General features: G+C 53.4%; 23 protein-coding genes. 14 read left to right on the forward strand and 9 right to left on the reverse strand.

What is annotated here, in order from left to right:
* Nucleotides 1-57: 57 nt before the first annotated feature.
* Nucleotides 58-825, reverse strand: a complete 768-nt coding sequence (gloB, locus tag GOV45_RS12820) for a hydroxyacylglutathione hydrolase (protein ID WP_170478356.1) — start codon at nt 823-825, stop codon at nt 58-60.
* Between the two features lie 61 nt (nt 826-886).
* Here gloB and GOV45_RS12825 point away from each other — a divergent pair, with 61 nt between their 5' ends.
* The 7 genes from GOV45_RS12825 to GOV45_RS12855 all read left to right on the forward strand — a co-directional run bounded on the left by GOV45_RS12825 (nt 887) and on the right by GOV45_RS12855 (nt 7,551).
* The gene (locus GOV45_RS12825) at nt 887-1,621 is read left to right on the forward strand and encodes a class I SAM-dependent methyltransferase (protein ID WP_170478360.1); all 735 of its coding nucleotides are present in this window, start codon (nt 887-889) and stop codon (nt 1,619-1,621) included.
* Between the two features lie 312 nt (nt 1,622-1,933).
* On the forward strand, nt 1,934-2,494 hold the full coding sequence (locus GOV45_RS12830) for a F0F1 ATP synthase subunit delta (RefSeq protein ID WP_170478363.1): 561 nt from the start codon (nt 1,934-1,936) through the stop codon (nt 2,492-2,494).
* The gene (gene atpA, locus GOV45_RS12835; protein WP_170478365.1) at nt 2,495-4,033 is read left to right on the forward strand and encodes a F0F1 ATP synthase subunit alpha; all 1,539 of its coding nucleotides are present in this window, start codon (nt 2,495-2,497) and stop codon (nt 4,031-4,033) included.
* Between the two features lie 12 nt (nt 4,034-4,045).
* A complete protein-coding gene (locus tag GOV45_RS12840; RefSeq protein WP_170478368.1) occupies nt 4,046-4,921 on the forward strand; it encodes a F0F1 ATP synthase subunit gamma in 876 nt (291 codons plus the stop codon).
* An 18-nt stretch (nt 4,922-4,939) separates the two neighbouring features.
* Entirely contained in the window at nt 4,940-6,364 is a 1,425-nt protein-coding gene (gene atpD, locus GOV45_RS12845; protein WP_170478371.1) for a F0F1 ATP synthase subunit beta, read from the forward strand.
* Nucleotides 6,365-6,376: 12 nt separating this feature from the next.
* On the forward strand, nt 6,377-6,787 hold the full coding sequence (locus GOV45_RS12850; protein WP_170478374.1) for a F0F1 ATP synthase subunit epsilon: 411 nt from the start codon (nt 6,377-6,379) through the stop codon (nt 6,785-6,787).
* Between the two features lie 449 nt (nt 6,788-7,236).
* Nucleotides 7,237-7,551 (forward strand): hypothetical protein, encoded by a 315-nt coding sequence (locus GOV45_RS12855; protein ID WP_170478377.1) that lies wholly within the window; start codon nt 7,237-7,239, stop codon nt 7,549-7,551.
* A gap of 51 nt (nt 7,552-7,602) precedes the next feature.
* On the opposite strand, the gene GOV45_RS12860 is transcribed toward GOV45_RS12855, so the two are convergent.
* Entirely contained in the window at nt 7,603-8,622 is a 1,020-nt protein-coding gene (locus GOV45_RS12860; RefSeq protein ID WP_170478380.1) for a ribose-phosphate pyrophosphokinase, read from the reverse strand.
* A 107-nt stretch (nt 8,623-8,729) separates the two neighbouring features.
* Between GOV45_RS12860 and GOV45_RS12865 the strand changes: the two genes are divergently transcribed.
* On the forward strand, nt 8,730-9,329 hold the full coding sequence (locus tag GOV45_RS12865; RefSeq protein WP_170478383.1) for a 2-hydroxychromene-2-carboxylate isomerase: 600 nt from the start codon (nt 8,730-8,732) through the stop codon (nt 9,327-9,329).
* 56 nt (nt 9,330-9,385) lie between these two features.
* On the opposite strand, the gene GOV45_RS12870 is transcribed toward GOV45_RS12865, so the two are convergent.
* From GOV45_RS12870 to GOV45_RS12900, 7 genes are all read right to left on the reverse strand, one after another.
* Nucleotides 9,386-10,426, reverse strand: coding sequence for a threonine aldolase family protein (locus GOV45_RS12870; protein ID WP_170478385.1), 1,041 nt, complete (start codon nt 10,424-10,426; stop codon nt 9,386-9,388).
* Entirely contained in the window at nt 10,426-10,899 is a 474-nt protein-coding gene (locus GOV45_RS12875; protein ID WP_170478388.1) for a YcgN family cysteine cluster protein, read from the reverse strand. Before GOV45_RS12875 ends, GOV45_RS12870 begins: the two co-directional genes overlap by 1 nt.
* The gene (locus tag GOV45_RS12880) at nt 10,896-11,828 is read right to left on the reverse strand and encodes a bifunctional riboflavin kinase/FAD synthetase (RefSeq protein ID WP_170478390.1); all 933 of its coding nucleotides are present in this window, start codon (nt 11,826-11,828) and stop codon (nt 10,896-10,898) included. Before GOV45_RS12880 ends, GOV45_RS12875 begins: the two co-directional genes overlap by 4 nt.
* A gap of 190 nt (nt 11,829-12,018) precedes the next feature.
* The gene (locus tag GOV45_RS12885) at nt 12,019-12,462 is read right to left on the reverse strand and encodes a MaoC family dehydratase (RefSeq protein WP_170478393.1); all 444 of its coding nucleotides are present in this window, start codon (nt 12,460-12,462) and stop codon (nt 12,019-12,021) included.
* Between the two features lie 101 nt (nt 12,463-12,563).
* Nucleotides 12,564-13,439 carry an HAD family hydrolase gene (locus GOV45_RS12890; RefSeq protein WP_170478395.1) on the reverse strand — a complete coding sequence of 292 codons (876 nt, stop codon included), beginning with the start codon at nt 13,437-13,439 and terminating at the stop codon, nt 12,564-12,566.
* A gap of 218 nt (nt 13,440-13,657) precedes the next feature.
* A complete protein-coding gene (locus tag GOV45_RS12895; protein WP_170478398.1) occupies nt 13,658-14,578 on the reverse strand; it encodes a manganese-dependent inorganic pyrophosphatase in 921 nt (306 codons plus the stop codon).
* Between the two features lie 106 nt (nt 14,579-14,684).
* Nucleotides 14,685-15,665: a TraB/GumN family protein gene (locus tag GOV45_RS12900; RefSeq protein ID WP_170478401.1), complete on the reverse strand. Its 981-nt coding sequence runs from the start codon at nt 15,663-15,665 to the stop codon at nt 14,685-14,687.
* Between the two features lie 127 nt (nt 15,666-15,792).
* Between GOV45_RS12900 and GOV45_RS12905 the strand changes: the two genes are divergently transcribed.
* The 6 genes from GOV45_RS12905 to GOV45_RS12930 all read left to right on the forward strand — a co-directional run bounded on the left by GOV45_RS12905 (nt 15,793) and on the right by GOV45_RS12930 (nt 21,587).
* A complete protein-coding gene (locus GOV45_RS12905) occupies nt 15,793-16,467 on the forward strand; it encodes a DUF2161 domain-containing phosphodiesterase (protein ID WP_170478405.1) in 675 nt (224 codons plus the stop codon).
* Between the two features lie 165 nt (nt 16,468-16,632).
* Nucleotides 16,633-16,920 carry a co-chaperone GroES gene (gene groES, locus GOV45_RS12910; RefSeq protein WP_170478407.1) on the forward strand — a complete coding sequence of 96 codons (288 nt, stop codon included), beginning with the start codon at nt 16,633-16,635 and terminating at the stop codon, nt 16,918-16,920.
* A 54-nt stretch (nt 16,921-16,974) separates the two neighbouring features.
* Nucleotides 16,975-18,618: a chaperonin GroEL gene (groL, locus tag GOV45_RS12915; protein WP_170478410.1), complete on the forward strand. Its 1,644-nt coding sequence runs from the start codon at nt 16,975-16,977 to the stop codon at nt 18,616-18,618.
* 166 nt (nt 18,619-18,784) lie between these two features.
* The gene (locus tag GOV45_RS12920; RefSeq protein WP_170478413.1) at nt 18,785-19,627 is read left to right on the forward strand and encodes a DMT family transporter; all 843 of its coding nucleotides are present in this window, start codon (nt 18,785-18,787) and stop codon (nt 19,625-19,627) included.
* 38 nt (nt 19,628-19,665) lie between these two features.
* Nucleotides 19,666-20,439: an alpha/beta fold hydrolase gene (locus GOV45_RS12925; RefSeq protein WP_170478416.1), complete on the forward strand. Its 774-nt coding sequence runs from the start codon at nt 19,666-19,668 to the stop codon at nt 20,437-20,439.
* Nucleotides 20,436-21,587 carry an alpha-D-ribose 1-methylphosphonate 5-triphosphate diphosphatase gene (locus GOV45_RS12930; RefSeq protein ID WP_170478418.1) on the forward strand — a complete coding sequence of 384 codons (1,152 nt, stop codon included), beginning with the start codon at nt 20,436-20,438 and terminating at the stop codon, nt 21,585-21,587. Before GOV45_RS12925 ends, GOV45_RS12930 begins: the two co-directional genes overlap by 4 nt.
* The last annotated feature ends 8 nt before the right edge of the window (nt 21,588-21,595 follow it).

Consider the following 21,595-nt stretch of genomic DNA (forward strand, 5'->3'; position numbering starts at 1 on the left):
TTTCACTTGACAGTCACATTTCTTGTGACCGTGACCATGAAGATCGACAGATAGGCACTAAAATCGGTCTTTTCTAGACCGGATCTCGGCAAAAACAGATTCGGGTCGGGCATTTTTCATACCCAATTTAGCCTGAATCGCTGGATTATCCGCGCGCAGGAACGGGTTGGTGGCCTTTTCCAACGCCAATTGTGACGGGACAGTTGGTATTCCAGCGGCGCGAGCTTTGTCGATTTCAGCGATCCGTTTAATGAGCGCCGGGTTATCAGAGTCCACTGTTACCGCAAATTTTGCATTTGACTGTGTATATTCATGGCCTGAATACACCATTGTCTCATCTGGCAACGCTGCAAGTTTGCATAGGGATCCCCACATCTGGTCGGCAGTGCCTTCGAACAACCGGCCACATCCAAGAGCCATTAGGCTATCGGCTGTGAATACCGCGCTGCTTTCGGGAAAATAATATGCGATATGACCGATTGTGTGTCCGGATACATCGAATACGTGCACCCGTTCGCCGCATATCTGCAATGTCTCATCCTCGGAAACTTGAACGTCCAACGGGGGCAGTCTATGTGCATCTGTAGCCGCACCGATCACTTGGGCTGGATAATGGTCCAGAATATCAGACAGTCCGTCAACGTGATCCCAGTGGTGATGCGTAAGCAAAACGTGGTTGAGTTGCCAGCCACGAGTTGCCAATTCAGCAAGAATTGGGCCGGATTCCGGAGCGTCGATCAATGCGGTCTCACCACTTGCGTCGTTATGTGCCAGAAAGGCGTAATTGTCGCTGAGGCATGGGATGGTGATGATTTCAAGAGGCATGGTCTTTTGCCCTTTCGTTGCTAGACTGCGCACAGCTAAGCCGATTGATCGGGTGTCCGCAATGCATCTTGATGTGCAGGATCTGAGGAATTTTTACTATCGCAGCACCCTTGGGCGAGCGGCACAGGCGGCGATACGCACGCGATTGGTGGAATTGTGGCCGGAAGCCAAAGGCCAGACAGTGGCTGGGTTTGGTTTTGCTGTCCCGTTGCTGCGTCCGTATCTTGCAGATGCGCGTCGGGTAATCGGTTTGATGCCGGGGCCTCAAGGTGTGATGCCCTGGCCTGCGGGCATGCCCAATGTTTCGGTTCTGACCGAAGAAACCATGTGGCCTATTGAGACAGGGCATATTGACAAGCTCGTGGTGATGCATGGGCTGGAAACTTCGGAAAGACCCAGCCAACTGCTGGATGAATGTTGGAGGGTTTTAGGCCCGGGAGGAAGGGTTCTGTTTGTCGTGCCGAACCGCGCCGGATTTTGGTCGCGGTCCGATCGCACGCCATTCGGATTTGGTCGCCCCTATACTGCTGGCCAACTTGAAAGCCAGCTGCGCGAGCATCATTTTGCGCCAGAGAAACACTTTTCAGCATTGTATCTGCCACCAACTTACAGAAGGTTCTGGCTGAAATCCGGCGGACTTATTGAAAAGACCGGACAGCGGATTCCAACTGTTATGGCAGGTGGGGTGCTGATGGTTGAAGCCAGTAAGCATATTCGACCGCCAAGTGGAAGCGTGACCAAAGATGCTGCAAAGCGTCCAATAAAGGCACTGGATGGATTACTGAAACCAGCCTGATTTGTGCAAAGCGAACTTTGTTAAATGGCCTTAGGATTTGTGGGAAATAGGCCTCAGGAATCGCAAAAAGCTGCACTTTCGTGACATTTTTCAATCAATCTAGGCGGCTCAAAGGGTCGCACTTATCGTAACTTATTGAAAATAAAGTATTTGTGGATAAATGCGATACCACTATATTATATTGCTAGCTTGGTTCGGCTCTGCTACATCCCCGGTGATTTTGATCCCCGGCCTTAAGGACGGGGTGTCTTCACGCCCCCGGGGTAGCTGCCGCAACGCGAATTCGGGGCCTAAAATATCGGAAGGGTGGACGTGTCCGAACCAGCTTCGATTTCCACAGGCATTGCCGAGCGCTATGCCGCAGCGATCTTCCAGATCGCCAAAGAGAACAAAGACCTCGCAGGTCTGGAAACCGGCATCAATGATCTGGCAGCAGCGTTGGGTGAAAGTGCAGAATTGCGCGACCTGATTGCTTCGCCGCTGATCTCGCGCACAGATCAAGAAGGCGCGATTACCGCGATAGCCGAAAAAATGGGTCTCCACGCGATTCTACGCAACACGCTGGGCCTGATGGCGCAAAAACGGCGCCTGTTTGTGTTACCGCAGCTGGTTCAGGTCCTTCGGGACATGTTGGCGGAGGAGCGCGGTGAAGTGACAGCGGATGTCGCTTCGGCCAAGGCTTTGACCAAGACTCAGTTGGATAAACTGTCCAAAACGCTGTCTGAGCGTGTGGGCAAATCAGTCACAATAAATGCGATCGTTGATGAAAGTCTCATCGGCGGTCTTGTCGTAAAAGTGGGCTCGCAGATGATCGACAGCTCGATCCGCTCGAAGCTCAACTCCCTACAGAATGCAATGAAAGAGGTCGGATAAATGGGAATCCAAGCTGCAGAGATTTCTGCAATCCTGAAGGACCAGATCAAGAATTTTGGTCAGGAAGCCGAAGTGGCCGAGATCGGCCGCGTGCTGAGCGTCGGTGACGGGATTGCCCGTGTTTACGGCCTGGACAATGTGCAAGCCGGTGAGATGGTCGAATTTCCCGGCGGCATCATGGGCATGGCGCTGAACCTTGAAAGCGACAACGTTGGCGTCGTTATCTTCGGTACAGACCGTGACATCAAAGAAGGCGATACGGTCAAACGCACAAACTCGATCGTGGACGTTCCTATTGGGGACGAACTTTTGGGTCGTGTGGTTGACGGCCTGGGCAACCCGATTGATGGTAAAGGTCCAGTCAACGCAACCAAGCGTGGCGTTGCAGACGTTAAAGCCCCTGGAATTATCCCGCGTAAATCGGTCCATGAACCGATGGCGACTGGCCTCAAATCCGTTGACGCGATGATCCCGATCGGCCGTGGCCAACGTGAGCTGATCATTGGTGACCGCCAAACCGGTAAAACCGCTGTTGCTTTGGACACCATCCTAAATCAGAAAGTTTACAACGACGCAGCTGGCGACGACGAGTCGAAGAAACTGTACTGCGTATACGTAGCGGTTGGTCAAAAGCGTTCGACTGTTGCGCAGCTGGTCAAGAAACTGGAAGAGTCCGGTGCAATTGACTACTCGATCGTCGTGGCAGCAACCGCGTCTGATCCGGCGCCGATGCAGTTCCTGGCACCCTATGCCGCCACCGCGATGGCCGAGTACTTCCGTGACAACGGCCGCCACGCACTGATCATTTATGACGATCTGTCGAAACAGGCTGTGTCCTATCGCCAGATGTCGTTGCTACTGCGTCGTCCGCCCGGACGAGAAGCCTATCCTGGCGACGTTTTCTACCTCCACTCCCGCCTGCTGGAGCGTTCTGCGAAGCTGAACGAGGATTTTGGTGCGGGCTCGTTGACCGCCCTTCCTGTTATTGAAACCCAAGGCGGTGATGTTTCGGCCTTTATTCCGACGAACGTGATCTCGATCACCGACGGTCAGATCTTTTTGGAAACCGAACTCTTCTATCAAGGTATCCGCCCTGCCGTGAATACCGGTCTGTCAGTTTCGCGGGTGGGTTCGTCAGCGCAAACCGACGCAATGAAATCGGTAGCTGGTCCGGTTAAGCTGGAACTGGCTCAGTACCGCGAAATGGCTGCGTTTGCGCAGTTCGGTTCGGACCTCGACGCCGCAACCCAGCAGCTGCTGAACCGTGGTGCGCGTCTGACCGAACTGATGAAACAGCCGCAGTATTCGCCACTGACCAATGCGGAAATCGTCTGCGTCATCTTTGCTGGCACCAACGGATACCTCGACAAGATCGACGTATCGGATGTCGGCCGTTATGAAGCCGGCTTGCTGGCGCATTTGCGCGGAAAGCATGCCGACCTGCTTCAGTGGATTACTGACGAAGATCCTAAGATAAAAGGTGAAGCGTCTGACAAGATCAAAGCAGCGATCGACGAATACGCCGCAACCTTCGCATAAGAGGAGGTTCTGATGCCTAGTCTGAAGGACCTTAAGAACAGGATCGAGTCGGTCAAATCGACCCGCAAGATCACAAAGGCCATGCAGATGGTCGCGGCAGCAAAATTGCGCCGCGCCCAGGAATCTGCCGAAGCCTCGCGCCCTTATGCCGAGCGGTTCAATGCCGTGATGGCGGGGTTGGCGTCTTCGGTTGGCGGCAGCGACAGCGCCCCTAAGCTGCTCCGTGGTACGGGTAGTGATGATGTCCATCTGCTGGTTGTTATGACAGCTGAACGTGGCTTGTGTGGCGGTTTCAACGCCAACATTGCCAAGCTGGCCCGCGCCAAAGCAGAAGAACTGCGCGGCAAAGGCAAGACGGTCAAGATATTGACTGTTGGCAAAAAGGGCCGCGACGCCCTTAAGCGCGACTTTAGCGATCTGTTTGTAGGACATATCGACCTGAGCGAGGTCAAGCGAATTGGTTATGTCAATGCGCAGGACATTGCAAAGGACATTCTGTCCCGCTTTGACGGAGATGAGTTCGACGTTGCAACGATCTTCTACGCGAAGTTCCAAAACGTCGTTACCCAAATCCCGACCGCGCAACAGGTCATCCCCGCTTCGTTCGAAGAAACTGAGGGGGACGAAAGTGGCGCTGTTTTCGATTACGAGCCAAGCGAAGAGGCCATTCTGGCCGAACTGCTGCCCAAGGGGGTTGCGACTGCAATCTTCTCGGCTCTGCTCGAAAACGGAGCGTCTGAACAAGGTGCACGGATGTCCGCGATGGACAACGCGACGCGCAATGCGGGTGAAATGATCGACAAGCTGACGATCCAGTTCAACCGTTCGCGTCAGGCTGTGATCACCAACGAGTTGATTGAAATTATTTCCGGCGCCGAAGCGCTGTAAGAAAACCGGAGACGAAACATGGCGAATGCAAAAGGCAAAGTCACACAGATCATCGGGGCCGTCGTCGACGTACACTTCGAAGATCAGCTGCCTGAAATTCTGAACGCGCTGGAAACCGAAAACAACGGCAAGCGTCTGGTACTGGAAGTTGCCCAGCACCTGGGTGAAAACACTGTCCGCACCATTGCGATGGATGCAACCGAAGGATTGGTTCGAGGCGCCGACGTGACAGATACAGGCGGTCCGATTTCGGTTCCGGTGGGTAACGCCACCCTGGGTCGAATCCTGAACGTCGTCGGTGAGCCGATCGACGAAAAGGGTGACGTAGCTGCGACTGAAACCCGCGCGATTCACCAACCGGCACCCGAGTTCGACGAACAGTCGACCGAGTCGGAAATTCTGGTCACCGGTATCAAGGTTGTTGACCTGCTGGCCCCTTACGCCAAGGGCGGTAAGATCGGTCTGTTCGGCGGCGCTGGTGTGGGTAAAACCGTTCTGATCATGGAACTGATCAACAATATCGCGAAAGTGCACTCGGGCTTCTCGGTGTTCGCGGGAGTTGGTGAACGGACTCGTGAAGGGAACGACCTGTACCACGAGATGATTGAATCGAACGTTATCAAGCCGGACAACCTGTCGGAATCGCAGGTGGCGCTTGTTTACGGTCAGATGAACGAACCTCCGGGAGCACGTGCCCGCGTTGCTCTGACCGGTTTGACCCTGGCGGAGCAGTTCCGCGATCAGTCCGGTACTGACGTTCTGTTCTTCGTCGACAACATTTTCCGCTTCACGCAAGCAGGTTCTGAGGTGTCAGCCCTACTGGGCCGTATTCCTTCGGCGGTGGGCTATCAGCCGACGCTGGCCACGGACATGGGCGCTCTGCAAGAGCGTATTACTTCGACCAAAGCTGGTTCGATTACGTCGGTTCAGGCCATCTACGTACCTGCGGATGACTTGACTGACCCTGCGCCAGCGACTTCATTCGCTCACTTGGATGCGACGACTGTTCTTAACCGGGCGATCTCGGAAAAGGGTATTTACCCTGCGGTTGACCCGCTCGACTCGACCTCGCGTCTGCTTGACCCGGCGATCGTTGGAGAAGAGCACTACAAGGTTGCAACCGACGTTCAGCAGATCCTCCAGCGCTACAAATCACTGCAGGACATCATCGCCATCCTTGGCATGGATGAACTGTCGGAAGAGGACAAGCTGACCGTGGCGCGTGCCCGTAAGATTGAACGCTTCCTGTCGCAGCCATTCGACGTTGCCGAAGTCTTCACTGGATCGCCTGGTGTTCAGGTCCCGCTGGATGTTACCATTTCCTCGTTCAAAGCTGTTGTGGCTGGCGAATACGATCACCTTCCCGAAGCGGCCTTCCTTATGGTCGGTGGCATCGACGAAGTTATTGCCAAGGCGGAGAAGATGGCCGCAGAAGCCGCCTAAGGAGAATCCTTGATGGCAAACACCATGCAATTCGACCTTGTTAGCCCAGAGCGGAGCCTTGCTTCGCTTGCGGCTACAGCGGTTCAGCTTCCCGGCGCGGATGGGGACATGACGGCGATGCCGGATCACGCCCCCACCATAACGACGCTACGACCTGGCATTCTGAAAGTTGATGCACCTGAAGGTTCCAGCGAGTATCTGGTCACCGGTGGCTTTGCGCAAATCAATGGCGATGGCCTCTCGGTTCTGGCAGAGAAAGCGATTCCGGTTGCAGAAGTGACCCGCTCGCATCTGGATGAATTGATCTCCGAGGCGCGCGCGTCGCACGATGCAGCCAAGAATGGCGATGATCAAACCATCGTTGATGATGCTGCGAAGATGCTAGCTGATATGGAAGCCTTGGGAACGCATATGAGCCTGTAAAGGCACTCAAAAAGTGGACATTAAATCAAGGGCCCTGCAATAGCGGGGCCCTTTTTTGCTGATCACGTTGGTGGGAAAAGTTTCGGTGTCGTTTTGAAGGCATGTCGACGCCGCGCTGGAAACTCAAATTGTTTCCCTTGCCTTGGAACGTTGTCGAGATGTTTCCGCGAAACTAGGCTAGGCCGGTTGGACGCTCACTGGTTGGGTCAACGAAATTTGAGACGCAATGACTCTACAAAACGCAGGAATGGTTACGCATTTCCGGTATTTCCGTGATTCCGGCTAAAGGGAGCAGTTATTGTAAGCAAAGGATGTTTCAAGTGAATATCCGATGACACCTTAGATATCATCGATGAAGGAAATGGATCACTTTGATTATCAAATAAGACGTATAACGTCTTATATACACCTAAGACGGAAGCGACATAAAATAACAAAGGAGAAGTGTTATGTCGCCTGTTACAGTTTTGGTCCCAATCAAACTCGCCGAGGGTAAAACAGAAGCAGATTTGCTGGCCGCATCCCAGACTTTTCAGAAAGAATTCGTCGCGCACGAGCCCGGAGTATTACGTCGTGAACTCGTCCGTAAACCAGACGGCACCTATCTGGAAATCATACAGTTCAAAAGCTCGGAAGATTTCCAAGATGTCCTGAAAAAGGAAATGGAGTCACCTGTATGCGCACAGTTCTTTTCGGTAATGGACCTCAGCGACTATGACCCCGAGGCCGAAATGGACTTGAACGTCTCGCTCGAAACATATTGATTTAATCAGTCGGCGGCCATCAAACGGCGGCCGCCGGCCAAATTGCGACGATCAATCCATATGATACAGCGACTCGTAGATTGGTGTCAGCGTCTTATCCTCGAACAGCGAAGAAACACTCGTACCATTCCAGATGTTGAGGATCGCTTGGGTAAAGATCGGGGCAGTAGGCACAATGCGGATGTTCGAGGCGCCTGCGACTTCAGGTCTAGGTTGGATTGTGTCCGTCAGAACCAGAGATTTCATGACCGAGTTGGTCACACGTTCAACCGCCGGACCGCTCATCACGCCATGTGTAATGTACGAATGTACTTCACTTGCACCATTATCGATTAGTACCTGAGCGGCTTTGCAGAGCGTTCCAGCGGTGTCGCACATGTCGTCAACGATAAGGCAGATTTTGTCTTTTACGTCGCCGATCACTGTCATTTCGGCCACTTCCCCTGCTTTTTCCCGTCGCTTGTCAACAATAGACAAGGGGGCTTCGATCCGTTTTGCCAGCTCGCGGGCACGAGCCACACCGCCAACGTCAGGCGATACAACCATCAGGTCTTCCATTCGGCCTTTGAACTGAGTTTTCACGTCCAGCGCAAAGATCGGTGACGCATAAAGATTGTCGACGGGAATATCGAAGAAGCCTTGAATTTGCGCCGCATGCAGATCCATGGTCAAAACCCGCTCAATTCCTGCGCCAGTCAACATATTCGCGACTAGCTTGGCGCTGATTGGTGTTCGGGCTTTGGTACGGCGATCCTGCCGGGCATAGCCGAAATAAGGAATCACAGCAGTAATCCGCGAAGCCGAAGATCGGCGCAGGGCATCTGCGATAATCAGTAGCTCCATCAGGTTGTCGTTTGCCGGGTTTGAGGTCGGCTGGACAATGAACATATCCTCGCCGCGGACGTTTTCGAAAACTTCGACAAATATCTCACCGTCATTGAACCTTTCAACCCTTGCATCAACTAGGCCTTGGTCAACGCCGCGATGCAGGCTCATACGTCGTGCTATGGTTTCGGCAAGCGGAAGATTGGCGTTCCCAGCAATTAGCTTGGGTTCGTGAAGTGTCGGCATCGGCTGATTATCCCCGGCAGCAATGGCTATGTGACAGATTCGTGATGTTGACACCGCTTAGCATGGCCTTACCGTCCCGCAAAGATAACGCAGCGGAGAAATTGAACATGGCCCAGATTGACTACTTTTTTGCGACACTGTCGCCGTATACTTATTTGGCAGGAACAAGGCTGGAAGAAATTGCCGCAAAACATGGTGCGACGATCAACTACAAACCGCTGGATATCATCGCGTTGTTTGGTCGCACCGGAGGGACCCCACCCAAAGACAGGCATATTTCGCGGATCGAATACCGGGCACAAGAGTTATTGCGTCAGTCAAAAAATCTTGGGATGGATTTCAATTTGCAACCAGCACATTGGCCGACCAACGCTGCACCGTCATCCTATGCGGTGATTGCCGCGATTAAGGATGGATCAGGCGACGTCGGTAAACTTTGCCACTCGCTTTTGCGGGCGTGCTGGGCCGAGGATAAAGACATTGCCGACGACGCGGTCATTCGTGATTGCCTTGAAAAAGCAGGCTTTGACCCGAATCTTGCCGACAGTGGTCTTTTGGTTGGTGCGGAAACCTATGCAGCCAATTTGGAAGAGGCTGTAGACAGGGGAGTCTTTGGTGCGCCCTTTTACATCACCCCGGATGACCAGAGGTTTTGGGGGCAGGATCGTCTGGACGATTTGGACCGGCACTTGGCCGAGATGAAGTAGTCCCTGTTTTCGGACGTGTTCAACCGAACAACTGATCAGGTAGGGGGTAAAGCCCCTTACCCCTGCAACAGGCTCAAAAATTGATCGATCTGTTCGTTTGTATTGGACCAGTCACAAACCAATCTGCATGTCAGCAATTCTTCTTCGTCAGAGCCATCTAGCGTACCGGCCCACAAATGGTAAACCGCACCAGCCTGGTGAAGGCGTTTGTGCTGTTTACGAGTAAGGTTTGCAAAAATCATGTTGGCGTGCGGTTCATACGGAAATTCAGCACCCGCGTCGCGTAGGCCATTTGCTAGCCTGTTACAATTGGCGTTGGCCTGACGCGCGGACTTCAGCCAAAGATCATCTTTTAGATAGGCTGCCATCTGCGCCGACAAATAGCGATGTTTCGAAAACAGATGTGCCCCGCGCTTTCGGCGCAATTCGAATTCCCAGGCTTTACTTTCGTCAAAGAAAACAACGGCTTCGACCCCCATCAGCCCATTTTTTGTACCGCCAAAACTAACCGCGTCAACTCCGGCCTTCCATGTCATATCTGCGGGCGAGCAATTCAGCGCGACTAAGGCGTTAGAAAATCGGGCACCATCCAAATGAACGGGCAGGTTGAATTCCTTGGCTACCGAGCAAAGTGATTGCAGCTCTTCCAGAGTATACACCGTTCCCCGTTCCGTTACCTGAGTGATCGAAACCGGCCCACGTTGCGGCCCGTGCACGCCACGGGTTTCTTCGCCAGTGATGGATTGGCGCAGGGCATCGGGTGCCATTCTGTCGCCGCCAGGCACGAGGGTCAGCTTTGCACCGCTGTAAAATTCCGGCGCGTTGCACTCATCCTCGTGTATATGAGCTACGGGAGAGCAGAATACCGTCTCCCATGGTTTGGAAAGAGTGGCCAGAGCCAGAGAATTCGCTGCGGTGCCAGTAGCAACCAAATAAACCGCCGCGCCGGGGGCCTCGAATATCCCGCGAATTCGATCTCGAACTTCGTTCATCAAAGTATCGGCGCCATAGGCCATCTGATAGCCATCATTTGCTTTGGCCAGGGCAACCAGAACTTCGGGATGAACTGGGCCGGAATTGTCAGAGGCGAAATGCATTAGGTCGGCTCCTCAATAATGTAATCTTCCCATTCCTCTGTGGGGGTCTCAAATTCCGAGACAGTGCGACGTTGAACCGAGATTCCGGCTTTGTGAACGCTGTTCGGCGTACCAGACAATAACGGGTGCCAATCATAAAGGGGCCTGCCTTCCCACAAAAGACGGTAGGCGCAAGTTTGCGGCAGCCAGTAGGCGTGATCGTCAATATTGTCCGGCCTCATTACGATGCACTCCGGTACAAATTGATGCCGAATATCGTATTGGGTGCAGCGACAGGTCTCATCATCAAATAAGCGGCAGGCTACGCAAGTAAGCGCAACCTCACCGGTATCCTCATCTTCAAGTTTGTTCAGACAGCACTTCCCGCACCCGTCGCACAGCGCCTCCCATTCCTTCGGGCTCATCTTCTGCAGGGGCTTACGCTCCCAAAACTTTGGGGTCAGGCCAGATCGATCAATCGGATCAGCTGTCATAGAGCCGCCAGAATATCTTGGGCTTGCGCGCAGTCGTCATTCATTCTTGCGATCAAATTATCAAGCCCGTCGAAAGTCATTTCCGGCCTCAGATATTCAACTAAAGCAACGGATAGAGTCGCGCCGTAGAGATCGCCCGAGAAGTCGAAAAGATAAGTCTCAATATTTGGAATTTCACCTTTGAACATAGGTCGCGTGCCGACGGACGCTGCGCCGCGATAGCTGCCCTGATGCGGACCGCCGAGTACGTCGACCAACACGGCGTATACTCCGAACCTTGGGGGATGAAGTCCTTCAATTGACATGTTGGCGGTAGGAAATCCAAGTTCACGCCCGCGTTGCTCGCCACCGATTACTTCGCCTTCAATCCGATGCCAATGTCCGAGCATTGCAGCAGCATCACGCGGCCTCCCGTCGCTCAATGCCTCCCGAATTGCTGTCGACGACACAACGTTTTCCGAACGTTCTTTCAGCGGAGCAATGGTTACCCCAAAGTCCATTTCCCGCCCAAACTTCACCAAGTCGGCCGCTGTCCCACTCCTTGCCTTGCCAAAGCAGAAATCGGCCCCAACGACCACGTGCGACAAGCCTAATCCGTTACATATCACGTTTTGTGCAAACTCTTTAGGTGTGAGCCCGGCGAGCCCAGCATTAAACGGTAGCTCGTACAGCTTTTGGACACCCAACTTTTCCAATCGGTGTGCCCGGGCATTGCCACGCATCAAGCGAAATGGCGGCGCGTCAGGCGCAAAAAATTCACGTGGGTGTGGTTCAAAGGTCAGAACACCCAGTGGCGCATCCGGCGCCACATTGCGAGCCATTTCAATTACTGACCGATGGCCTAAATGCACCCCATCGAAATTCCCGATCGCTACGCTTGCGCCTCGATTCTCTGGCTCGACAAACTGAAAGTCACGGATGATCTGCATAACGACTGCCTAGCGGGACTGAGAACAGGGTTCAAGCATCTCATTGCGCTGAGCACACTCCGAATTTTGCATTTGTGGCGCAAAACCCAAACTATCTGTCTTATCGACCAACTTTGAAAGGATAATCCATCCGCAATGGGTAAACCTGCGGGGTCTAAAGCGCCCAAAACAAAGTTGTTTTGTACGAAAATCAGTCGAACTTGCGAGAAGGCGCAAGCACCATGGCTTCGCCAACCAATACCTTCTTACCGTCAACCGAACAATGGCAATCCAGCTTAACCCGACGCTTGGAAAAGTCGATATCGATCACTTTGACCTCGGCATAAACCATGTCTCCGGGGCGAACGGGTGCGAGGAACTTCAGGGATTGGCCCATATACACCGTTCCGTGGCCGGGAAGCTGTTCGCCAATTACGGCTGAGATCAAACCGGCTGTTAGCATGCCATGAGCAATACGACCTTCAAAAATCGTGTCGCGCGCGTAGTCATCGTCCAGATGCACAGGGTTTCTGTCGGTCGAGACCTGCGCAAACATCTCGATATCTTCGTCGGTTACTACTTTGCGCAGGTACCGGGTCATACCCATTTCGATGTCTTCTATGCAGATCGTCCCGCGAGGAAGATTGTCCAACATGATGCCCTCATCAAGAATGGTCTGAGCAACAAAAGACCGTCAATTGCGCTCAGTTGGCAACTTTATTACTTCGCAGTTGCAGAAAATCAAGTCTTTTTTATCTACCGCAAACGCCCAATCGAGTAAGTTGGATTGATATTTTCTTTTTCGTTGTGGGATCTTAAGGCATCTTCGTTGGGGTGGAGCGACGTTTTCGTTTCAACAGCGGATAATCCGCCAGTAATGAACAAAGAATCGAGGCCTTCGCCCATGCCGCCAGCAATATCAGTTTGCGGCCCGTCTCCGATCACAAGAATATCTGAGTCCGGAATGTCTGCCCCGAGTTCCAATAGCCTGCGCCGCGCCAGATCATAGATAGGCGGATGTGGTTTTCCAAAATACAGACTCTCACCGCCCATCTCGGTGTAAAGCTTTGCCAACGCCCCCGCGCACCATTCGCGCACCTCGCCGCGGTCAACGACGATATCGGGGTTCGCGCAAAGTAACTTCATGTCCTTCTGTTTGGCATAAAGGAAGTCCGGTCTGTTTACCGCCGGGTCTGCCATTGGATCAAAAGGTCCGCAGCAGACGATCCCGTCAGCCTGGTCAAGTGGTACGCGTTCAATATGCAATGGATGATCCAGCAGTTTCAGCGGTTCAAAGAAACCGGCGTCTCGTTCCCATTCGCCCATAAAATAGACTTTTTCACCGACCGCGCCGCGAAACATTGCTGACCTCGCCGAGTCGCCACTTGTAGCGATGGTATCATAAGTGTCGCGCGGCACATTGAATTGGACAAGTTGTTCTGCAACACCTGCGCGGGGCTTAGGGGAATTGGTCACCAGAACTACACGACCACCTGTTGCGCGATAGGCTTGCAATGCTGCTACGGCCTCGGGATAGGCTGTAATACCATTGTGAACGCAGCCCCACAAATCGACAAAGAGTGCTTTGTATCGATTGGAGATTTCCGAAAGCGTGGAGATGATTTGGGTCATGGGTTCCTCATGGGGCGGGACGTATCATGTACCGATCCCTATGACAGAGGCTTCTATGATTGGCTATAGGAGGCCTTGTTATCTTCCGCACAACAACAGAAATTTTTTGGCACTCAGAAAGACTCACGAGAAATCTTTTTTCATCATGCTGAAAGGCTTTCGCGCGCGGATGCATTAAGAAGACTAAGCGCCCATGTAGGGCGCTTTGAGATCGCGTATTACACTTTAAGGTTTGGTATGATTTGTTTCTTCCGGCTCATGATGCCCGGCAGAACAACAGAGTCGCCTTCCACTGTCACGCCAAAGCTCTTGTGAGCCACTGATTTGACCACGTCGTTGGGCACCAACAAGGTTGCCTCTTCATTCAGGATGTCGACAACGAACAAAAGGACTTGATCGACACCGTCTTCTTTCGACACCTCGATCATAGTTTCTACCAAGCTCGCCTTGCGATCCAGTACGACACCAGGCGCGGTAGTTTCCAGAACTGAGACTCGGAACTTGGTTCCATCGACCTCATATTCCTTGCTATCCATTCGGATCAACTCGGCGTCCGAGAAAGAAGAGACATCGGATTTTGCCGCAAACATCTCAGCGGCATAGGACGAGATATCTAATCCAAGTTCCGCTGCAAGGCTCTCGGCCACTTTACGATCGTGCGGGGTGGTTGTGGGTGAGCGGAACTCCAGAGTGTCGGACAGGATGCAAGTCAGCGCTGCGCCCTTGGCCCAGTCAGGCATTTTAGCCGCGTCTTCGCCCATCAGATCAACCAGAATGGTCGCTGTACATGCCAGTGGGCGTACGGTGATGTCGATCGGACCCTTCGTTTCCAGCCCACCAACCAACTTATGGTGGTCGATGATCGCGCGGATATCAGCTTGGTTTATGTTGTCGGGCAACTCTGCTGGATTGTTCGTATCAACGATGACAACAGGCGCGCTTTCGGTAACCTCGTCGATAATGCGTGGCTTTGGCAGATCCCAACGATCCAGCATAAAGGCAGCTTCGGTGTTGGGTTCGCCCAACAGCACGGCTTCGGCCTGTTCGCCTTTTACTTCGTTCAGATACCAAGCCCAAACTATAGGAGAACCAGTCGAGTCAGTGTCGGGTGATTTATGGCCAAAAACTTGGATTGTCATATCAGTGTCCTGAGGATGTACGATTTGCGGGCCTTATAGGGCTGGCAGAACCTGTTGTCACGTGACAGGACGGGGCTGCGACGGTTGGTCTGGCTTGGACCGCAGGTTAGAACGGTGCTCTTTCCAGTTTGTATCCAGCCAACTCAAGTTGGCGCAACAGGCCGTGAGTATCCGCCAGATGCCCGGCGCCTACTGCGATGACTACTGTTTGGTCTTTCAAAGGCAGAATTTTTTGCAGCCAATTGTTGTTTCGTTGCACAAGCAGCTGGTCTTCAAAACCTTCCCACTCTGCCTCAAATTCCTGGGGCGTCAGGCCTGAGGCCTTTTGTCCCTGTATTTTCGCCAATTGAATGATTTCCGCGTGCTTTTCCTCGAGATAAGTATTTGCCATGGTTATGAGTTGGTTATCACCTGACTGCAGCGCGCCTGCCAGCCTGACCAAAGACTGCACCTGTTCTTCCAGTGAATGGCTGTCGAACATGGCAATTAACTCTTCGACGCTTTCCAGAGAGTGTCTTGGGATCGCGTGCTCTTTGGCTATCTCAGTCAGGCGGGCATCCATGCCTCGGTCGAAATCCGGTGTTTCCATCAGGCAAGGTGGAATGCCTAGCATCATGCTCAGGAACCAAGGCCGCATTTTGGCGGCCATCCACCCTGGAATTCCACGCTCTGCCAGATTTGCGGATAGGGCCGCCCATTCTTCTTCGGCCATCAGATCGATCAGTGTTGGGCCCGAGGTAATCATTACTGGGCTAAAATCCTGCGCCAGATCCCGCTCGAAAGCGTCCATTTCTTCCTGAGTGATTTCGAAGTAGAAGGCATCTGCCTTTGACAAGGTTGGCGTCAGCCTTTCGACCACGTCGCCCATCCTTTCGTCATTGGTGTGCAACGTGCCGATCAAATGTAACACCGTATTGTCTTTCCGAGCTATCCAATGGTTGCCTTCGGGGAAGACAATTGAAGACAACGCTTTGTCCAATGCTGCCCTTTCCTCAGATGACATTTCCAGCCGCAGATCGCGTCCTTCGCAGGCTCCGTAAGCCGAAATCGGCAGAAGTAAGCAAGTGAGTAGAGTCAACACGCGCATAGTTATCTTTCTGCCTTGTCCACGATGGTCACAGTGAGGTTTTAGCCCCCTGACTTTAATCCATGCAAGACGATATGTTTTCAGGACCGGGTCTGGCATTCCCTGCCAATCTGCCTAGCATGGTCCCATGGACCGCGAGCAGGATCTCTATCCCCCCGTCAAGGCTCTGTTAGAGCGTCAGGGGTACACAGTTAAAGGCGAGGTTGGCGCTGCAGATATCGTCGCCGTCAAGGGCGATGATCCGCCCATTATTGTAGAGTTGAAATTGAGGTTCACTTTGGCCTTGTTTCATCAGGCAATTTCGCGACTCACGATAACGGATCAGGTATATATAGCGGTTTGCAAACCTAAAGGTCGCACTGCTCGGCGTGCTCTCCGAGATAATCTGTCTTTGTGCCGTCGACTAGGGCTTGGGCTGATTACAGTTAAACCCGATGGCAGGGTCGAAGTACAATGTGACCCCGGACCATATGCGCCGCGTAAAAATCGAAGCAAGTCTGTCCGATTGTTACGCGAATTTGACCGGCTCTCAGGCGATCCGAACGCGGGAGGGGCAACGCGGCATGGAATTGTGACGGCGTATCGTCAGGATGCTCTGAAGTGCGCCGCTTATTTGGCCGAACATGGGGCGACAAAAGGCTCAGAAGTCGCAGGCTCAACCGGTGTAAGTGGAGCGACTCGGTTGATGCGTGACAATCACTACGGATGGTTTGAAAAGGTAGAAATAGGCATCTATACCCTGACCGCCGCCGGGTCCGAAGGTTTGAAACACTGGGCTTATAGCTGGGAAGAAACCAGCTGAGCAATCCGTTGACGAGCGTACACTAAAAAATTTTCCTGACATTGTTGACTCGTCCCCGATCAACCCCTAGCTATGCGTCGTTATCACTCGGAGACGTCGAGTGCTAACGCCTCGCATTTTGGCGAGGGGAGGATAAACAAACTTTGAGCCCAAGGAGCTGCAAAGATGGCATTGAAACCGCTTCATGACCGTGTGCTGGTTCGTCGCGTGGAAAGCGAAGAAAAAACCGCAGGCGGCCTGATCATTCCCGACAGCGCAAAAGAAAAGCCAAGTGAAGGCGAAGTCGTTGCGACCGGCGAGGGAGCACGCAAGGACAGCGGCGAATTGATCGCGATGGCTGTTAAAGCTGGCGACAAGATTTTGTTCGGCAAATGGTCGGGCACCGAGGTTCAGATCGACGGCGAAGAGCTACTGATGATGAAAGAAAGCGACATCATGGGGATCATTGAGTAAGCCGAATGCTTTCTCTGATCTTCATCACAACATAATTTCTCAAGGAGAAACGAAATGGCTGCAAAGGACGTCAAGTTCGACACCGATGCCCGTAACCGTATGCTGGCGGGTGTAAACATCCTGGCCGACGCGGTAAAAGTGACCCTGGGCCCTAAAGGGCGCAATGTGGTTCTGGACAAGTCTTTCGGTGCACCTCGCATCACCAAAGATGGCGTAACTGTCGCCAAGGACATCGAACTGGAAGACAAGTTCGAAAACATGGGCGCGCAGATGGTGAAAGAAGTCGCCAGCCGCACCAATGATGAAGCCGGTGACGGTACCACTACGGCAACCGTTCTGGCTCAGGCTATCGTCAAAGAAGGCCTGAAGCAGGTTGCTGCCGGACTGAATCCGATGGACCTGAAGCGCGGTATCGACCTGGCGACCGCCAAGGTTGTTGAGGGAATCCAAGCGGCTTCGCGCGAAGTCAAAGACTCGGCAGAAGTGGCACAGGTCGGTACCATCTCGGCCAACGGCGAAGCAGAGATCGGCCAGCAGATTGCAGACGCGATGCAGAAGGTTGGTAACGAAGGTGTTATCACCGTCGAAGAAAACAAAGGTCTGGAAACCGAGACCGACGTTGTCGAAGGTATGCAGTTCGACCGTGGTTACCTGTCGCCTTACTTTGTCACCAACGCAGACAAGATGATCTCAGAACTCGACGACTGCATCGTCCTGTTGCATGAAAAGAAACTCTCTTCGCTACAGCCAATGGTTCCGCTGCTTGAGCAGGTGATCCAGTCGCAAAAGCCGCTGCTGATCATCGCAGAGGACGTTGAAGGCGAAGCGCTAGCAACTTTGGTTGTGAACAAACTGCGTGGCGGCTTGAAAATCGCGGCTGTCAAAGCACCTGGCTTTGGCGATCGTCGCAAGGCCATGCTGCAGGATATCGCGATCCTGACCGGTGGTCAGGTCATCAGCGAAGACTTGGGCATGAAGCTTGAAAATGTCACAATGGACATGCTGGGCACTGCCAAGAAGATCGAAATCACCAAGGACGAAACCACCATCGTTGACGGTGCAGGCGAGAAAGCCGAGATCGAAGCACGTGTTGCTCAGATCCGCACCCAGATCGAAGAAACCTCTTCTGACTACGACCGTGAGAAGCTGCAAGAACGCGTTGCCAAACTGGCAGGAGGTGTTGCTGTTATCCGCGTCGGCGGCATGACCGAAGTTGAAGTGAAAGAGCGTAAAGACCGTGTTGACGATGCTCTGAACGCAACCCGCGCTGCCGTTCAGGAAGGTGTTGTTGTGGGCGGTGGTGTTGCGCTGGTTCAGGCAGGCAAAGCACTGAACGAACTGGAAGGCGCAAACGCGGACCAGAACGCTGGTATCAACATCGTCCGCAAGGCGATCGAGGCGCCGATGCGTCAGATCGCTGAAAACGCTGGCGTGGACGGTGCCGTAGTTGCTGGCAAGGTTCGCGAGTCCTCAGATGCCGCGTTCGGCTTCAACGCACAGACCGAAGAATATGGCGACATGTTCTCGTTCGGCGTCATCGACCCGGCCAAAGTTGTCCGTACCGCTCTGGAAGATGCGGCATCGGTTGCGGGCCTGTTGGTTACCACCGAAGCGATGGTTGCAGACAAACCTGCCAAAGAAGGTGCAGCGCCAGGCGGCGGTATGCCTGACATGGGCGGAATGGGCGGCATGATGTAATCTGCTCAGGTCTCAGACTTGTCCGCGGGGTCGCCCTTGGGCGGCCCCGTTTCGTTTTTGGCACAACCGATTTCAGATTAAGTTCCGAAATACCAACAATCAAACCGGCATCGCTGTCCGCCGATTCAGAGTGTGCAAAGGTGGCCTGAACCGATATGTGGTGGATATGAGACTGTTCCTTTTGACCGCTTTGACTATGTGTGCATTTGCGGCGAACTCTATCCTCAATCGCTTGGCGATTGACAGCGGGGCGGCCGATCCCTCTGGTTTTGCGATGGTTCGGGTTCTTACAGGTGCGTTGACGCTTGCTGCGTTGGTGCTTTGGAGCGGTAAAAAACTGCCCGTGCTACATCGTCGACGCGTGATCGGAGCAGGCGCGCTGTCTGTCTACATGGTCGGTTTCTCATTGGCTTATGTAACGCTTGATGCAGGCCTGGGCGCACTGATCCTGTTTGGGGTCGTGCAGATTTCTATGTTTTCTTTTACGGCATTGACTGGGCTGGTGCCCACGTCCCGTCAACTGATCGGCGCGGGTATAGCCTTGTTCGGGCTTGCATACGTTCTATGGCCGACCGGCGCTGTGCAAGTTGACACCAAAGGCGCTCTTTTAATGACCAGTGCTGGCATAGGATGGGCGGCGTATTCGTTGGCTGGGCGGTCCGAACCTGATGCGTTGTCTGGCACTGCGGCAAACTTTGTCGTGGCGTTGCCAGTGACCGCCATCGCTTTGAAAATCTCGGGCATGTACTGGCAAATGACAGGTATGGGTTTTGTCCTGGCTGCCTTGTCTGGCGCAGTGACATCTGGGATGGGATATGCCTTGTGGTATAGTGTTCTGCCCGGACTTTCGCCCGCAATAGCTGCGGTCGTACAACTTAGTGTTCCCGTCATTGCCATCATCGGAGGCGTGCTGTTGTTAGGCGAGGTCGCATCTTTTGAACTGTTACTCGGTGCAGTCATGGTTTTGGGCGGTATTGGGTTGGCGGTGGGCCGCTTGCCGCGCCGCTAGGGCTTCCATCAGGACGGCGCAGCCCTTAACTAGCGGGCATGAAGTTGCTTCTCGCCACGTGTTTCTTTTTAGTTCCGGCAGCGGTCAGCGCGAAATGCGTTGTCCTGTTGCACGGCTTGGCACGCACTGAGGCTTCATTTTCTGTTATGGAGCAGCTCTTCAAAGCGCACGGCTACACAGTTGTGCGGCCCGGATATCCTTCGACAGACCTGCCGATATATGATTTGGCCAACCAGACGTTGCCCGAAGCATTTATGGGTTGTGGGGACGACAAAGCCAACGTGGTTGCGCATTCCATGGGCGGCATCCTTTTGCGTTACTGGATGCAAGACAATCAGCCGGAAAATCTGGGCCGAGTGGTAATGTTGGGTCCGCCAAATCAGGGTAGTCAATTGGTAGACGAGTTGGGGGACTGGGAAGTCTTTGGCCTGCTGCACGGCCCTGCGGGGCTGGCATTGGGGACCGGTCCAGAAGGCGTTCCACGCCTCCTGCCGCCGGTTGAATTTGAGCTCGGGGTAATTGCCGGTGAAAACTCGCTGAATCCCTTCTTTTCCTCGCTGATTGATGGACCAGATGATGGCAAAGTCTCAGTGGAGACCACCAAGGTCGACGGCATGTCCGATCACATCGTAATGCCGGTGACACATACTTTTATGATGAATAACCCACGTGTGATGGCGCAAGCGCTTCACTTTATCGAGTTTGGAGAGTTCGACCCCCAAATTACTTGGCTGGATGGGGTTTTGGACGTGATCGACGAAATCTGTATTGGCCAAGATTGTGCAGAACCAGCTTCGGATTCGACTAGATGACGGCACTGGAGTTGACGTTTTCCGGTGCAGATGTGCTGTTGCCGGAGTATGGCTTAGCTCGCGCTGACCTTAGCATTGCTGATGGTTTGGTGCAGTCAAAACAAACTGGGCGTTGCATAGATTTATCCGGGTATATCGTTTTACCCGGAATAGTTGACCTGCATGGTGACGGGTTCGAGCGCCATATTGCTCCGCGACGTGGAGCAATGAAGCAGATTGCCGAAGGCATACTTTCGGTTGAGGCGGAACTGGCCGCAAATGGAATTACGACTGCTGTCTTGGCCCAATTCCACAGCTGGGAGGGCGGGGTTCGCGGCCCGGAATTTGCTGATCAAGTTTTCAGGGGTATCTCTGAGGTCAAAGATAGTGTTGTTACCGATCTGATCCCGCAGTTGCGATTTGAAACGCATATGCTTGACGATTTCGCGGGACTACCTGAACGCGTCGCCGCGTGGGAGGTTCCCTATTTGGTTTTCAATGATCACTTGCCGCATGACCGACTGGCCGAAGGGCGCACGCCACCGCGACTTACCGGGCAAGCATTGAAAGCTGGTCGCAGTCCAGAGAACCACTTTGAGTTGCTGAAGACCTTACATGCGCGCCGAAACGAAGTTCCTGCGGCATTGGATGAACTTTGCATGGCCCTTGCCGCGAATGGTGTCCGATTGGGTAGCCACGACGACGCGACCGCTGAAACCAGATCGCAATGGCGTACGCGCGGAGTACGAATATCTGAGTTCCCTGAAACACTTGTTGCCGCAGAAGCGGCGCGGCAAGAAGGGGATTTCATCGTACTTGGATCCCCAAATGTAGTACGCGGGGGATCGCACAAAGGAAACGTGAGCGCGCTTGACTTAATTTCGATGGGTCTGTGCGATGCCCTTGCTTCTGATTACCATTACCCAAGCCCGCGTCGCGCGGCTCTGATGTTGGCAAATAGCGGGCTTATGGATTTGGCTGGCGCTTGGAATCTCGTATCTTCTGGCCCCGCGCGCGTGTTGGGAAAGACTGATCGAGGGTCTTTATCAACCGGAAAACGTGCAGATTTGGTGATATTGGACTCCAAAACGTTCCGGGTTGCGGCCACTTTGTCCGCTGGGCGGGTAAGTTATATGTCGGGCGACATTGCCACACGGTTTGCTGCCTAAAATCCAAT

The sequence above is a fragment of the Ruegeria arenilitoris genome (assembly GCF_013035425.1).
GTDB classification, from domain to species: domain Bacteria; phylum Pseudomonadota; class Alphaproteobacteria; order Rhodobacterales; family Rhodobacteraceae; genus Ruegeria; species Ruegeria arenilitoris_A.